The 12,802-nt window shown below is 75.0% G+C and carries 11 protein-coding genes; 8 read left to right on the top strand and 3 right to left on the bottom strand.

Going from position 1 to position 12,802, the window contains the following annotated elements:
- Positions 1–25 precede the first annotated feature (25 nt).
- Together WME85_RS26415 and WME85_RS26410 are read left to right on the top strand one after the other, a co-directional pair.
- On the top strand, positions 26–2,083 hold the full coding sequence (locus WME85_RS26415) for a hypothetical protein (RefSeq protein WP_437842169.1): 2,058 nt from the start codon (positions 26–28) through the stop codon (positions 2,081–2,083).
- Between the two features lie 33 nt (positions 2,084–2,116).
- Positions 2,117–4,591 carry a hypothetical protein gene (locus tag WME85_RS26410; protein ID WP_437842167.1) on the top strand — a complete coding sequence of 825 codons (2,475 nt, stop codon included), beginning with the start codon at positions 2,117–2,119 and terminating at the stop codon, positions 4,589–4,591.
- Positions 4,592–4,616: 25 nt separating this feature from the next.
- On the opposite strand, the gene WME85_RS26405 is transcribed toward WME85_RS26410, so the two are convergent.
- Complete coding sequence (locus tag WME85_RS26405) at positions 4,617–5,171, bottom strand: exonuclease domain-containing protein (RefSeq protein WP_437842165.1); 555 nt, start codon at positions 5,169–5,171, stop codon at positions 4,617–4,619.
- A 256-nt stretch (positions 5,172–5,427) separates the two neighbouring features.
- Here WME85_RS26405 and WME85_RS26400 point away from each other — a divergent pair, with 256 nt between their 5' ends.
- Both WME85_RS26400 and WME85_RS26395 read left to right on the top strand, forming a co-directional pair.
- The gene (locus tag WME85_RS26400; RefSeq protein ID WP_437842163.1) at positions 5,428–6,543 is read left to right on the top strand and encodes a serine/threonine-protein kinase; all 1,116 of its coding nucleotides are present in this window, start codon (positions 5,428–5,430) and stop codon (positions 6,541–6,543) included.
- 176 nt (positions 6,544–6,719) lie between these two features.
- Positions 6,720–7,286 (top strand): hemerythrin domain-containing protein, encoded by a 567-nt coding sequence (locus WME85_RS26395; RefSeq protein ID WP_437842161.1) that lies wholly within the window; start codon positions 6,720–6,722, stop codon positions 7,284–7,286.
- A gap of 27 nt (positions 7,287–7,313) precedes the next feature.
- On the opposite strand, the gene WME85_RS26390 is transcribed toward WME85_RS26395, so the two are convergent.
- Positions 7,314–7,763 carry a DUF2752 domain-containing protein gene (locus tag WME85_RS26390; protein WP_437842160.1) on the bottom strand — a complete coding sequence of 150 codons (450 nt, stop codon included), beginning with the start codon at positions 7,761–7,763 and terminating at the stop codon, positions 7,314–7,316.
- Between the two features lie 22 nt (positions 7,764–7,785).
- Complete coding sequence (locus WME85_RS26385; protein ID WP_437842158.1) at positions 7,786–9,279, bottom strand: zinc ribbon domain-containing protein; 1,494 nt, start codon at positions 9,277–9,279, stop codon at positions 7,786–7,788.
- A gap of 715 nt (positions 9,280–9,994) precedes the next feature.
- On the opposite strand from WME85_RS26385, the gene nuoE reads away from it, so the two are divergent.
- The 4 genes from nuoE to nuoK are packed head-to-tail and all read left to right on the top strand — an operon-like array spanning position 9,995 to position 12,801.
- Positions 9,995–10,477, top strand: coding sequence for an NADH-quinone oxidoreductase subunit NuoE family protein (nuoE, locus tag WME85_RS26380; RefSeq protein WP_437301794.1), 483 nt, complete (start codon positions 9,995–9,997; stop codon positions 10,475–10,477).
- Between the two features lie 4 nt (positions 10,478–10,481).
- The gene (gene nuoF, locus WME85_RS26375) at positions 10,482–11,834 is read left to right on the top strand and encodes an NADH-quinone oxidoreductase subunit NuoF (RefSeq protein ID WP_437842156.1); all 1,353 of its coding nucleotides are present in this window, start codon (positions 10,482–10,484) and stop codon (positions 11,832–11,834) included.
- Positions 11,831–12,493, top strand: a complete 663-nt coding sequence (locus WME85_RS26370; protein ID WP_437301792.1) for an NADH-quinone oxidoreductase subunit J family protein — start codon at positions 11,831–11,833, stop codon at positions 12,491–12,493. Before nuoF ends, WME85_RS26370 begins: the two co-directional genes overlap by 4 nt.
- On the top strand, positions 12,490–12,801 hold the full coding sequence (gene nuoK / locus WME85_RS26365) for an NADH-quinone oxidoreductase subunit NuoK (RefSeq protein WP_020737041.1): 312 nt from the start codon (positions 12,490–12,492) through the stop codon (positions 12,799–12,801). The genes WME85_RS26370 and nuoK overlap by 4 nt, the downstream gene beginning before the upstream one ends.
- Position 12,802: the final 1 nt, after the last annotated feature.

Raw genomic sequence — 12,802 nt, 5'->3', positions numbered from 1 at the left:
CACGAGCGGGCAGGGGGAACAGATCATGAACCGGCGGCTGGCTGCACTCTCGGTCCTCCTCGGCGCGCTCGCCGTCCGCCCGAGCTCCGCCGCGGAGGCCGGGCCCGCGGTGCTGGTCGTCGACCTCGACGACGACGACGCCGACGGCGTGCCCGACGGCGAGCAGCCGCGCGTGCCGCCGTCCCCGGAGCTCCTCCCGCTGCGCGCGCCGCGCGGCGCGGGCGGCCCGGACCAGCGGCCCGCGTCGGTCCCGGCCGGCGTGCGGCTCCTGGCCGACGGCAGCCCCGTCCCGCCCGGCGGCGCGATCCCCGCGGGCGCCCGCCGCGTCGAGCTCCAGGCGGTCCGGGCAGGGCGCAGCGAGGTCGCGCTCGGCGGCAAGACGCTGCCCGTCAGCGCGTTCGAGGTCCGCGCCATCGACGGCGCCGGGCGGCGCATCGACATGGCGCGCTCCCACGCCTCGCTGCAGCGCACGCCCCCGGACCGGCTCGGCGACGACCCCTTCGGCAACCTCGACGACCCCGACGCGATCCGGCTGCTCGTGATCGGCGCGGCGGACGACCTGCCGCTGACCCTCGACGTCCACTCCGCGGCGCCGTCCGGCAAGGTGATCGACCGCCTGTCCAGCGTGCCGCTCGGCCACGTCGCGTGCCCCCCGGACGTCGCGCCCGGCCTCGTGTGCGGCTCGACGCGGCCCATCCGCGCGGTCGCGGACGACATCGATCGCAACCACCCGATGATCGCCGATCGCTCCTTGAAGGGCGAGGTCGGCGGGGCGCTCGTCGTCGCCCTGCCCGGCGGGCCGAAGCTCCAGATGATCCGCATCGCCGGCCCGCGCAGCTCGCCGCTCGGCCCCCTCGGGCGCACGCGCGCGCGCCTCCGCATCCTCATGGTGCGCCCGCGCGCGGGCGGGCCGCCGCCGATGGGCGGGGACGACGCCGGCGCGATCGCCATCGCGCGCGCGGAGGTCGAGCGCGCGAACGCCCTCTGGGGCGCGTGCGGCGTGAGCTTCGGCCCGCTGGAGGAGCTCGACATCACCTTCGTCGATCCGCCGCGCCCGCACCTGCTCGCGATCGGCTGTGACCACGGCCTGCCGGCGAGCGGCGGCGCGATCCGGGTGCGCGTCGACGGCCACGAGGTGACCGCGGCCATCGCGCCCCGCATGCGCCCCGACGCCGCGGCCCGGGCCGTCGCCGCGGCGATCGGCGCCGCGGGCTTCTCGGTGCGCCTCTCCGACAACCCCGTCATCGGCGCGGGCGCCCACGGGACCACCGACGTGCTCGTGCGGCGCCCGGGCGGCGCGCTCGCGACGATCGAGCCGCCGGCGTCCGGCGCGGTGAGCACCGACGCCACGCTCACGGCGTGCATCGGCGGCGTCGAGCTCGAGGACGGCCTCCAGCACTTCAGCGACACGGACGCGATCGCCGGGACCGTGGAGGAGCGCGCGCTGCTCAAGGCGTTCGACGACGGCGACCCCGCGACCGTCGACGTCGTGATGGTCCCGAGCTTCGCCGGCGGCGGGCGCATCGGCGAGTCGTTCATCTTCGCCGACGGCGGGGCGATCCGGAACACGATCATCGAGGACCGCGCCGGCCTGCGCGCCGACCGCGCCTCGTTCGCGCTGTCGCACGAGCTCGGGCACGTGCTCCTCGACGAGCCGGGGCACCCGGACGACTTCGGGATCGACACCCCGACCCGGCTGATGGACGCCGACGCGGCCAACGCCTCGGCCTACGGCCCGCGCCGCCTCACGGTCGACGAGTGCGCGCGCGCGATTCGACAGAGCGGCGCGGCCGAGCCGCGCCTGGGCCGACAGAGCGCCGCGGCCGAGCCGCGCCTGGGCCGACAGAGCGCCGCGGCCGAGCCGCGCCTGGGCCGACAGAGCGCCGCGGCCGAGCCGCGCCTGGGCCGACAGAGCGCCGCGGCCGAGAGCGGCGCCCCGGCGCCCCGCCCGGCCGATCCCGCGCCGCGCGGCGCCGCGGAGGCCGCGACGCCGCGCCCGGGCGGCGCGCCCGGCTTCCGGCCGAGCGGCCCGGTGCCCCTGCTCGCGCCCTGGCCGCTCGCCCCGCTCGGTCGAGAGAGGTGAGCGACCGCTTCGCGCTGTGGTAGGAGCGGGCCCATGCGGGTCTCCCAGCGGAGCGGCCTCTTCAGCGGCGTCGCCGCCCTCGCGTGCGCCACGGTCCTGCTCGAGATCTCGCTCGCGCGGATCCACGCGGCGATGTTCGGCGAGCCCCACGCCTTCGTCACGCTCGCGCTGTCGCTCGTCGGCGCGGGCGTGGGCGGCGCGCTGCTCTACCTCGCCCCGTCGCTCGTCTGCCCGCCCGCGCTCTTCGCCCGCATGGCGGCGCTGTCCTCGCTCTCGTCGGGCGCCACGCTCGCCGCGGTCATCCTGCTCGCGCAGCGCGGGCCCGCGCCGGGGTCGCTCCCGTGGCTCGCGCTCGTCTACGCCGCGTGCACCGTCCCGTTCGCGCTCGCGGGCCTCGCGCTCGCGGCCGCGATCCGCCACGCCGCCGCCGAGATGCCCCGCCTCTACCTGCTCGACCTCGTCGGCGGCGCCCTCGGCGGGCTCGCGGCGGCGGCCGCCCTCCGCGCCGGCGCGCCGCGCGCCGCGCTCGCGGCGGCGATCTTCTTCGCCGTGGCGGGCGTCTTCTTCTTCCTCGCGTCGCGCGGCCGCGAGGGCGAGCAGCGCGCCCAGGGCGGCCTCGTCGCCACGTTCGTGCTCGGCAGCTTCGTGCTCCTCGCCGGCGACGTCGGCGCCCCGTGGCTCAAGCTCGCCGGGCTCCGCCGGGCGTCCCCCGACCGGACCGAGCACGAGGCCTGGAGCGAGCGTTCCCTGATCACCGTCGACCGCCCGCGGGCCGGCACGGCGATGGTGCGGATCGACAGCGTCGCCGCGAGCCCCATGCTCGACGCGAAGACGCCGCCGCCGCCGCAGCCCGAGGACATGGCCTACGCGCTCCACCGCGACCAGGGCCCCGCGCTCGTCGTCGGCGCCGGGGGCGGGCGCGACCTGCGCGCCGCGCTCAAGGCCGGGCAGAAGGACGTGTACGCCGTCGAGAGCGACCGCGGCGTCGTCGAGGTGATGCGCGGGCGGTACGCCGAGTTCAACGGCCACCTGCTCGACAAGCCCGAGGTCCACCTCGTGATGGGCGACGGGCGGAGCTTCGCCCGGCGCGCGCCGCTGCTCTTCAGGAACATCGTGATCCCGTCGGCCGACACCGCCGAGGCGTCCTCGACCGGCGCGCTCGCGCTGTCGGAGAGCCGGCTCGCCACGGTCGAGGGGATCGGCGACTTCCTGGCGCGCCTCCTGCCCGAGGGGACGCTGGTCGTGAGCCGCGCGGACGGCGACTTCGATCGCCTGCTCGCCCTCACGGCCGCGGCGCTGCGCCGCGCCGGCGCGGCCGCGCCGAAGGACCACCTCTTCGCGTGCAGCGCCGCGCAGCGGACCGCGCTCCTCGCCCGGCGCACCCCGCTCGCGCGCGCGGACATCGAGGCGCTGCGCCGCCACTGCCGCCGGCACAAGTTCTCGGAGGCCTTCGCCCCCGACCGCCCGCAGACCCCGGTCCGCGACCGGCTCGTCGCCGTGGCCGACGCGCGCGCCGCCGCGCCCGACGCGCTGACCGACCTCTCGCCGCCGACCGACGACAGGCCGTTCTTCTCCTACGCCGTCCCGGCGCGCCGCCTGCCCGCGGTGCTCGGCGACTGGAAGGCGCTCCGCGCCGAGCACACGGCCGTCTTCGCGCTCGCGGCGCTGCTCGCCGTCGCCTCGGGCCTCTTCGCGCTCGCGGCGCTGCTCCCGGCGCTGCTCCCGGCGCTCGTGGAGCGCGCCGGCAGCCTCCTCCGGCGCGGCGACGCGGCGGCCGCCGCCGCGCCCCCGCCGCCCGGTCGGGCCGGCGGCGGCGGCCGGCGCGCGCTCGCGTTCTTCGCCGCGATCGGCGCGGGGTTCGCGCTGGTCGAGCTCGCCGTCTTCCGGCACGCGCTCCTCCTGCTCGACCTGCCGTCGCACGAACTCCCGGCCGCCCTCGTGATCCTCCTCGTCTCGGCCGGCCTCGGCGGCCTGCTCACCGCCCGCGTGGCGCCGAGCGCCGCGGCCGGGGTCTCCGCGCGGGTGGCCGAGGCGCTCGTCGTGGCCGCGGCGCTCGCGGCGGTGGGGCTCGTCCCGCTCGCGCGGTGGAGCCTCGGGCTCGGGTCCTTCCCGCGCGCGGTCCTCGCCCTGGCCCTTCTCGTGCCGTTCGGCCTGCTCGCGGGCTCGCTCGCGCCCCTCGGGGTCAAGCTCGTCTCGGCGGTCTCGCCGGCGCTGCTCCCCCTGTGCTGGGCGCTCGGCGCCCTCGCCGGCGCGGCGGCCATGGCCCTCGGCGCCCTCTGCGCGATGAACCTCGGCTACAGCGCCCTGCTGTTCGGCGCGGGCCTCGCGTACCTCCTCGCCGCCGCCACCGTGCCGCCCGCCGTGGCCGGGGCGCCCGCCCTCGGCGACGCGGAGCGAGCGCCTGCGCGCGCGGGCGCCGCGGCGGCTGGCGATCCGCCCCCCGGCGAGGCCACCGGGCAGGTCGCGGGGGCGCAGCCCGAGGTGCCCGAGGCAGCGCCGGTCGCGTGAGCGCGCCGCGCGGCCAGCGGGAGCCTCACCGCCGCGCGGCCAGCAGGAGGTGCGCGAGCAGGCCCGCGATGTTGTAGGCGTCGTCGCCGCCCCGGTGGTGCGTGCCCGCGAGCGGCAGGCCCACGCGCTCGAGCGCCTCGGCCATCCCGATCTCGCGCGACAGCGCGTGCGTCACCGCGAACAGGCTCTTCACGTTGAGGTGGCTCGGCCCGAACGGGAAAGGCACGCCCCGGGCCTGGCACTGCCGCTCGAACATGCGCCGGTCATAGTCGCCGTAGCTCGCCCAGAGGCGGTCCTGCGCCTTGAGCTCGCTCCGCAGGATCGCGCACGCCTCCTTGAACGAGACCCCCGCGTCGACGTCCGCCTGCGTCAGCGTCGTGAGCGACGTGCAGAACGGGCTCACGCGCGAGCGCTCGGGGCGCACCAGGAGCGACCGCCGGTCGCGCCGCCGGCCCGAGGCGACCTCCAGCGTGCACACGCCGATCTCGATGATCTCGTTCTCCTCGCCCCGCGGCGGGTCGCCGTCCCAGCAGGTCGATTCGACGTCGATCACGAGGATGAGGTCAAGGCGCTTCGCCATCGATCACCGCCCCCGTCATGTGGTGATGAGTACGCTGCCATCGTAACGAGGATCGGGACGCAAATTCTTTCAGGATTTTCCCGACAGGCCCGAAACGCCTCGGGCGGTTCGCTTTGTCCGGGCAAAAACTGAGTAGAAACGGGACATAAGAGCGAGGGTCATCCGACCCGGGATGGTCGTTTCGGTCGCCAATCCGCTTGCCTGGAGGGCGTGGACCATGGACACTCGTCAGGTAATTTCTGACGAGGTTCTTCGCGTGAATCCTGGCAGCCAGTTCCATCGCTCACCCGGTTCAGCCAGGGACCGGTCCGCTGTTGCTGAGGTACTTCCTGACCCGATCGCCGACGACCGCGAGCCGGCGTCGGAGCGGCCTCCCCGCTCCGGCATCCGCCACGCGGGCCGCGACCGCGAGGCGGCGGCGGGGGCGCACCCGGCGGGGCGCGCCGCCGCGGCGGCGGCGGGCGCTGCAGCAGGACTGCAGTCGTGTGGGAGCGCCGCGGCCGATCCGCTCGTCGGCCGTACAGAGCAGGGACTGCACATCGAGCGGCTGATCGCCGAGGGGGGGATGGGCGCTGTGTACGCGGCCCGCCGCGTCGCGACCGGGGAGCCCGTCGCCCTCAAGGTGCTCCGGCGGGTGCACGCGGGGGACTCCGGCCTCGAGGGGCGGTTCGCCCGGGAGGTGCGGCTCGCCCGGCGCATCGATCACCCGAACGTCTGCCCTGTGCTCGGGGAGGGGCGCCTCGACGACGGGCGCCCGTTCTTCCTCATGCCGCTCTTCGAGGGCGTCACCCTGGCCGAGGAGGTGCGGCGCAACGGCCCCCTGCCGCTCGGCCGCGCGCTCGCGGTCGCGGACCAGATCCTCGCCGGCCTCGCGGCCATGCACGCGGCGAAGGTCGTCCACCGCGACCTCCAGCCGGGCAACATCCTGCTCGTCCCCCAGGCGCCGGGCGCCGGGGCGGGCGAGGGCGTGCCGGCGGTCAAGCTCATCGACCTCGGCTTCGCGCACGAGCCCGGCGTGGACACGGGCGACGGCGTGACGCCGGACAGCCCGGGGTCGCTCGTGGGCACCCTGCTGTTCATGTCGCCGGAGCAGGCGATGCGCAGCCGCGCCATCACCGAGCGGAGCGACCTGTTCGCCGCCGCGCTGCTCATCTACTACGCGCTCTCGGGCAAGCTCCCCTTCCGGGGGCGGGGCGACCTCGACGTGCTCGTCGCGATCGTGCGCTCCGCGCCCGTGCCCCTCCGGCGGGAGCGCCGGGATGTCCCGCGCGTGCTCGACGAGGTGCTCGCCCGCGCCCTGTCGAAGCACCCCGACAACCGCTTCCCCGGCGCCGCGGCGATGCGCGCCGCGCTCTCGGCCGCGCGGGCATAGCTCCCTCGGGGCTCCGCCCCGCTCCGCACCCTGGAGTCCGCCGCGCCGCGCGCCGGCCCGCTCCTTGCCACGACGGTGCCGCCTGCACCGCGCCGCGCAGCACCGCGATCCGGGCTGTGCAAGCGCTGCTCAAGGGCCGCGACGCGGCGCGGTGAGCTTCACGCGAGGGGAACCCCATGGACGCACTCGATCTCTTGGAGCAGCAGCATCTCGAACTCGGCGCCCTGATGGCGCGCATCGCCGCCGAGCCCAGCCCGGGCCTCCGGACCTCGATGGTCGCGCAGCTCTCCCGGATGATCGACGCGCACGTCCGCATCGAGCAGACGTACCTCTACCCGGTGTGTGCCGAGCGGATGGGCGACGACAAGAAGCCGCTCCACGAGGCGTACGAGAAGCACGGCCTGGCGCGCTTCGCGGCGGACAACCTGCTGCGCACGCGCGCGACCGACGTGCGCTTCGAGGCGCGCCTCAAGCTCCTGCGGGACGTGTTCACCGACCACGCGGACGAGGAGGAGGGCTTCCTCTTCCCGAAGGCGAAGCGCGGCCTCACGGACGAGCAGCTCGACGTCATCGGCTGCGACCTCGAGCGCGCCTACGAGGTGCTGCTGCGCGTCGGCGTCTCCGGGGGCGTCCCGCTCCCTCGGCCCCAGCGCGGTTGGCCGAGGCGCGGCGCCCACGCCGGGCGCTTGCTCCGCCCGGCGCCGCGCCGCCGCGGCGAGGCGCTCCGCGCCCGCGGCGACTGAGCCGCGCGGGCGCCGGGGTGCGAGCGGTCAGACCGGGACGGGGCCGCCGAAGGCGCCGAAGAAGCGCGCCACCCAGACGGTGACCATCAGGACCGCCAGCGCGACGCCGAGCCGCGTCACCCACGCGCCCTGCACCGACTCGGTCGCGGCGACGCGGCCGTCCTTCACGTAGATCGCCGCGTTGTACGCGAGCGCGGCGATCACGAGGGGCGCCATGATCGGGGAGAGCGGGTGGAAGTGCAGCGCCTCGGCCACGCGGCCGTGCGCGAGGGCGAGCGTCGCGCGCGTGAGCCCGCAGCCGGGGCAGGGGTGGCGGGTGACGATCGCGAACGGGCAGATCGGGACGCCGCACGCGACGAGCAGCCCGAGCAGCGCCGCCACCGCGCCGAGGCGCGCCGCGCGACCGCGCGGGGTCGCCGCGCTCCACCGGGACGGGGCCGGCGGAGCGGGCGGGGGGGCGGCGGTCGGGAGGGACAACGGCGGGGAACGGCGGAGCGCGCTACGCGGCGTTCGGGTCCCAGACCTCGTTGAGGTCCTTCGCGAGGGCGTAGAGCGGGAAGAAGATGTAGAGCACGATGCCCTCGGCCTGCGGGTTGCGCGAGCCGGCCATCTGCTTGGCCTTGGTCACCTGCTCCGGGACCTTCACCCAGAGGAAGTAGTAGTTGAGCAGCGGGATGAAGACGTACCAGGGCTTGAACTCGGGGTCCTTGGTCGTCGCCTGCAGCTCGTTCAGCATCGCCCAGAGCTGCCAGATGGCGTAGACGAAGCAGACCATCCCGATCACGCAGACCGTGATCGGATTGCGCGTCTCGCCCCGCCCGCCGCCCGGGGCCAGCGAGCCGCTGCCGCCGTACGCGCCCAGGTTGCTGCCCGCCTGGCCGAACTGGTGGCCGGGCGCCGCCAGCTGGCCGCCGGCGGGTGATCCGCCGTAGGCGCCCGGATCGCTCGTCCCCTGGGCGGGGGAGCCGTAGCCGCCGCCCGGGGCGCCGCCGTAGCCGCCGCCCGGCGGGCTGCCGTAGCCGCCGCCCGGCGGGCTGCCGTAGCCGCCGCCCGGCGGGCTGCCGTAGCCGCCACCCGGCGGGCTACCGTAACCGCCGCCCGGCGGGCTGCCGTAGTCGCCACCCGGCGGGCTGCCGTAACCGCCGCCCGGGGGGCTGCCGTAGCCGCCACCCGGGGGGCTGCCGTAGCCGCCGCCCGGGGGGCTGCCGTAGCCGCCGCCCGGCGGGCTACCGTAACCGCCCTGCGGGTCCTGGCCCGGAGGCGGGCCGTAGCCGCTGGCGCTGTGCTGCGGCGGCTGACCGTAACCGCCGGGTTGACCGTAACCGCCGGGCTGACCGTAACCGCCGGGCGGCTGGCCGTAGCCAGGGGGCGCGCCGCCGGGGCCGCCCAGCGGGTCCTGCCCAGGGGGCGAGCCGAAGGGATTCCCGCCGGCGCCGCCCTGCGGCGGCTGGCCGTAGCTACCGCCGGGCGGCGGGAACGCGCCGGGCGGCGCCTGCGGCTGCTGGCCGCCCGGACCGCTGTACCCGGGCAGCTGGTCGATGGCCATCGTCCCGCCGAGCGGGTTCACGCCCTGGTTGGGCTGCTGGCCGAACGGCGCGTAGCCGCCGGACGGGCTCGCGGCCGCGCCGCCGAAGGCCGGGCCAGAAGGCTGCTGTGCCCCGGGGGAGGGCGAGCCGTAGCCCATCCCGGGAGGAGGCGGAGCAGGCGGCGGACCCGCCGAGGCGCCGAGCCCCGCCGGGGGGACGCCGACCACCGTGCCGGCGAGGCCCTGCGGCGGGGCCGGGATCCCGGCGGGCATGCCCGGCGGAGCGCCAGCGGGCGGCGCCGGAGGCGGAGGCGCCCCGGGGGCCCGCGGGCCCGCGCCCCCGGAGGGCTGACTCATCAGCATGGTGCCCTTGAACTTCGGCGCGGCCGCCCCCTTCAGGTTGAAGCCGCACTTCGTGCACGTGGACGCCGTTTCCGAGTTTTGCGTCCCACAATTCGGACAGAACACGCACCACCTCCGGAGGGGGGTTCGCTGCACCGCATGTCCGCGCCCTGCGCGCGTGAATGGGCGCGAAGGGTAGTTGAAGCGCGTTCCCGTTCTCAAGTGAAAGACGAAGAACGCTGCGAACGTCCGCCGAGGCTACGCGTTCTCCGCCAGAAAACCCAGCGCGTTGAGCCGCTCCGGGCGACATCGGCGATCGCCGCTGGGCGCAGCCGCAAGATCACCCGCTCGTCGCATGCGGCGACCGCCGCTCGCCGCGGCCGGCGACCACCTGCTCCTCGAAAGGTGAGCATGGAACCCCCCGGATTCACTCGGAGGATTCGCCGCGCCACCCCGCCGCGCCGCGCCCTGGCTGCGGCAGCCCGGCCGGCTCGCCGTGCGCCCAGGCACCACCTTTCTTGGGCACCGAGAGGCTTTCTGTTATCCGCTGTAGGTTTCCCCCTGGCGCGCCTTGACAGTGACCACCGTCGCTCACTAGCGTGCCCGCGCCTCGGGAACGGCTCCGTGCGACGGATAACCGAATGCCCGGCCGCCGGTGCGCGGGGCTGTCCGCCTCCGGCGGGCGCCTCTACACAGGGGGCGCACGAGGTAGCGCCCGGCCACGCCGGGCGGACCCTCGCTTGGAAGGGACCCGCGTTGCGGGGTCCCCACTGCATGTCGAAGCGGGCACGCCGCGAGCGCGGCGCGCCCAGGGAGCCAGCGGACCGTGCCAACAGCCGCCATGACCGAACAGTTTGCCCTCAGCGCCGAGCGGAAGATCGAGTTTGACAAGATCCTCGCGCGCTACCCGAACCGCCAGGCCGCGTGCATCCCGGTGCTCCACCTCTGCCAGAGCCAGGAGGGGTGGGTCTCCGAGCGGGTGCTCCGCTGGGTCGCCGAGCAGCTCGGCCTCCCGGCGGCGCACGTGCAGGGCGTCGCGACCTTCTACACGCTCTTCAACAAGGAACCCGTGGGCAAGCACCAGGTCTGGGTCTGCCGGACGCTGAGCTGTGCGCTCAACGGCGCGGACGCGGTGCTGCACCACTGCGAGAAGCGGCTCGGGATCCGGGTGGGCGAGACGACCCAGGACGGCAAGGTCACGCTGCGCACCGCAGAGTGCCTCGCGTCGTGCGGCACCGCCCCGATGATGCAGGTCGATCGCGACTACCACGAGGGCCTCACGCTCGAGAAGGTGGACGCGATCCTCGATCGGTTGACGAGGTGACGAGATGCTCCGGCTGACGCGCTATCTGACCAAGAACTACGACACGCCCGACGGCCACAAGCTGTCGGTGTACGAGAAGGGCGGCGGCTACCAGCAGGCGAAGCGCGCCCTCGGGATGACGCGCGAGGCGCTCGTCGAGGAGATGAAGGCGGCCAACATCCGCGGCCGCGGCGGCGCCGGCTTCGCCATGGGCGTGAAGTGGAGCTTCATGCCCTGGCCCCCGAAGCCCGAGAAGCCGCACTACCTCGTCATCAACGCGGACGAGGGCGAGCCCGGCACCTTCAAGGACCGGACGCTGATGGAGAAGAACCCTCACTCGGTCGTCGAGGGGTGCATCATCGGCTGCTTCGGGATCGGCGCCCACGCCGCGTACATCTACGTGCGCGACGAGCTGCACCTGTCGAAGGCGCGGCTCTGGGAGGCCATCGAGGAGGCGCGCGCCAAGGGCTACCTCGGCAAGCGCCCGTTCGGGATCGACTACCCCGTCGAGGTCTACGTCCACACCGGCGCCGGCGCCTACATCTGCGGCGAGGAGACGTCGCTCCTCAACTCGCTCGAGGGCAAGCGCGGCGAGCCGCGGCTCAAGCCGCCGTTCCCCGCCCAGTTCGGCGCGTTCGGGATGCCGACCACCGTGAACAACCTGGAGACGATCGCGGCGGTGCCCACGGCGCTCGAGCTCGGGGGCGACAACTTCTCGAAGCTCTCCTCCCTGCACCACCTGAAGGACGGCGGCTGCCGGCTCTTCGGCGTGAGCGGCCACGTGAACAACCCGGGCATCTTCGAGGCGTGCGTCGGCGTCACGCTGCGCGATCTCATCTACGACTTCGGCGGCGGCGTGAAGCACGGCAAGCTCCTCGCGGTCATCCCGGGCGGCTCCTCGTGCCCGATCCTGCGCGCCGACGAGGTCGTCAACGCGCCGAACGAGAAGTCGCCGCTCCACCCCTGGCACGGGCAGAGCGTGCTCGACGTGCCGCTCGGCGTGGACACGTTCCGCGCGCTCGGGACGATGCTCGGGACCTGCTGCGCCATCGTCCTCAGCGACAAGGCGTGCCCGGTCCTCGCGATGCACAACCTGATGCGCTTCTACCGCCACGAGTCGTGCGGCCAGTGCACCCCGTGCCGCGAGGGCAGCGCGTGGATCCACCGGATCCTCGACCGCATCGTGCACGGGGAGGGGACGATCGAGGAGCTCGATCGGCTGCACGAGATCGCCGACAACATCATGGGCAACACCATCTGCGCCTTCGGCGAGGGCACGGCGATGCCCGCGCTCGGGTTCCTGCGGAAGTTCCGCAAGGAGTTCGAGGCGTACATACAGACCAAGGGCCGCTCGTCGACAGGGGTGCTCTCGCCGTGAAAATCTTCGAATTCGCCTTCTTCGGGCTGGCGTCGCTGCTGGTCCTCCTCGGGGGCCTGGCCACGGTCGCGGCCAGGAACCCGATCCGCGGCGCGATGGGCCTGCTCACGTCGATCGTCGGCATCGCGGGCCTCTACCTGATGCTGGCCGCGGAGTTCCTCGCCGCGATCCAGATCCTCGTGTACGCGGGCGCGGTCGTCATCCTCTTCCTCTTCGTGATCATGCTCCTCGGCCCGTCGGCGACGTCGCCGCGCGACGCCCGCACCGCGGTGCCGCGCTACATCGGCGCCGGCGTCTTCGCGGCGGGCAGCATCGGCGCGCTGCTCCTCGCGGCGAGCGCCGGCAAGCCCGGGGTGACCGCCCTGCCGGCGGCCCCCGAGTCGCTCGGGACCATCGACGCGCTCGGGCACGAGCTCTTCACGAAGGGGATCGTGCCGTTCGAGCTCTCGGGCGCGCTGCTCCTCGTCGCGGTGGTCGGCGCCGTCGCCGTCGCCCGCGGCAAGCAGGTCGACCCGACGCTGCTGCCGGCCGCGCCGGCCGCCGCCGGCTCGCCGGACCCGGGCGATCAGGTCCCGGTGCGCGACGCCGCCAGGCCGGACGCGCAGCCGGGCGCCCTCACGGGTCACTTCACCATGTCGACGAAGGAGTCGAAGTCATGATCTCCGTCCCCATCGAGTACTACCTCGTTGTCGCGGCGGTGCTGTTCGTGATCGGGTCGGTGGGCTTCCTGCTGCGCAGGAACCTGCTGGTCCTCCTGATGAGCATCGAGCTGATGCTCAACGCCGTGAACCTCACGCTCGTCGCGTACAACCGGGTGCACCCGCAGGACCACGCCGGGCAGATCTTCACTTTCTTCGTCATCGCCATCGCGGCGGCGGAAGCCGCCGTGGGTCTCGCGATCGTGCTCGCGTTCTACCGCATCCGGAAGACGATGCGCTCGGACGACGCCGATCTCCTGAGGAGTTAGC

Origin of the sequence: Sorangium sp. So ce1153 (assembly GCF_051521595.1) — a bacterium.
Lineage (GTDB): Bacteria > Myxococcota_A > Polyangia > Polyangiales > Polyangiaceae > Sorangium.
Note: the sequence above shows the minus strand (reverse complement) of the source record. Positions and strands in the feature narration are given on the sequence as shown.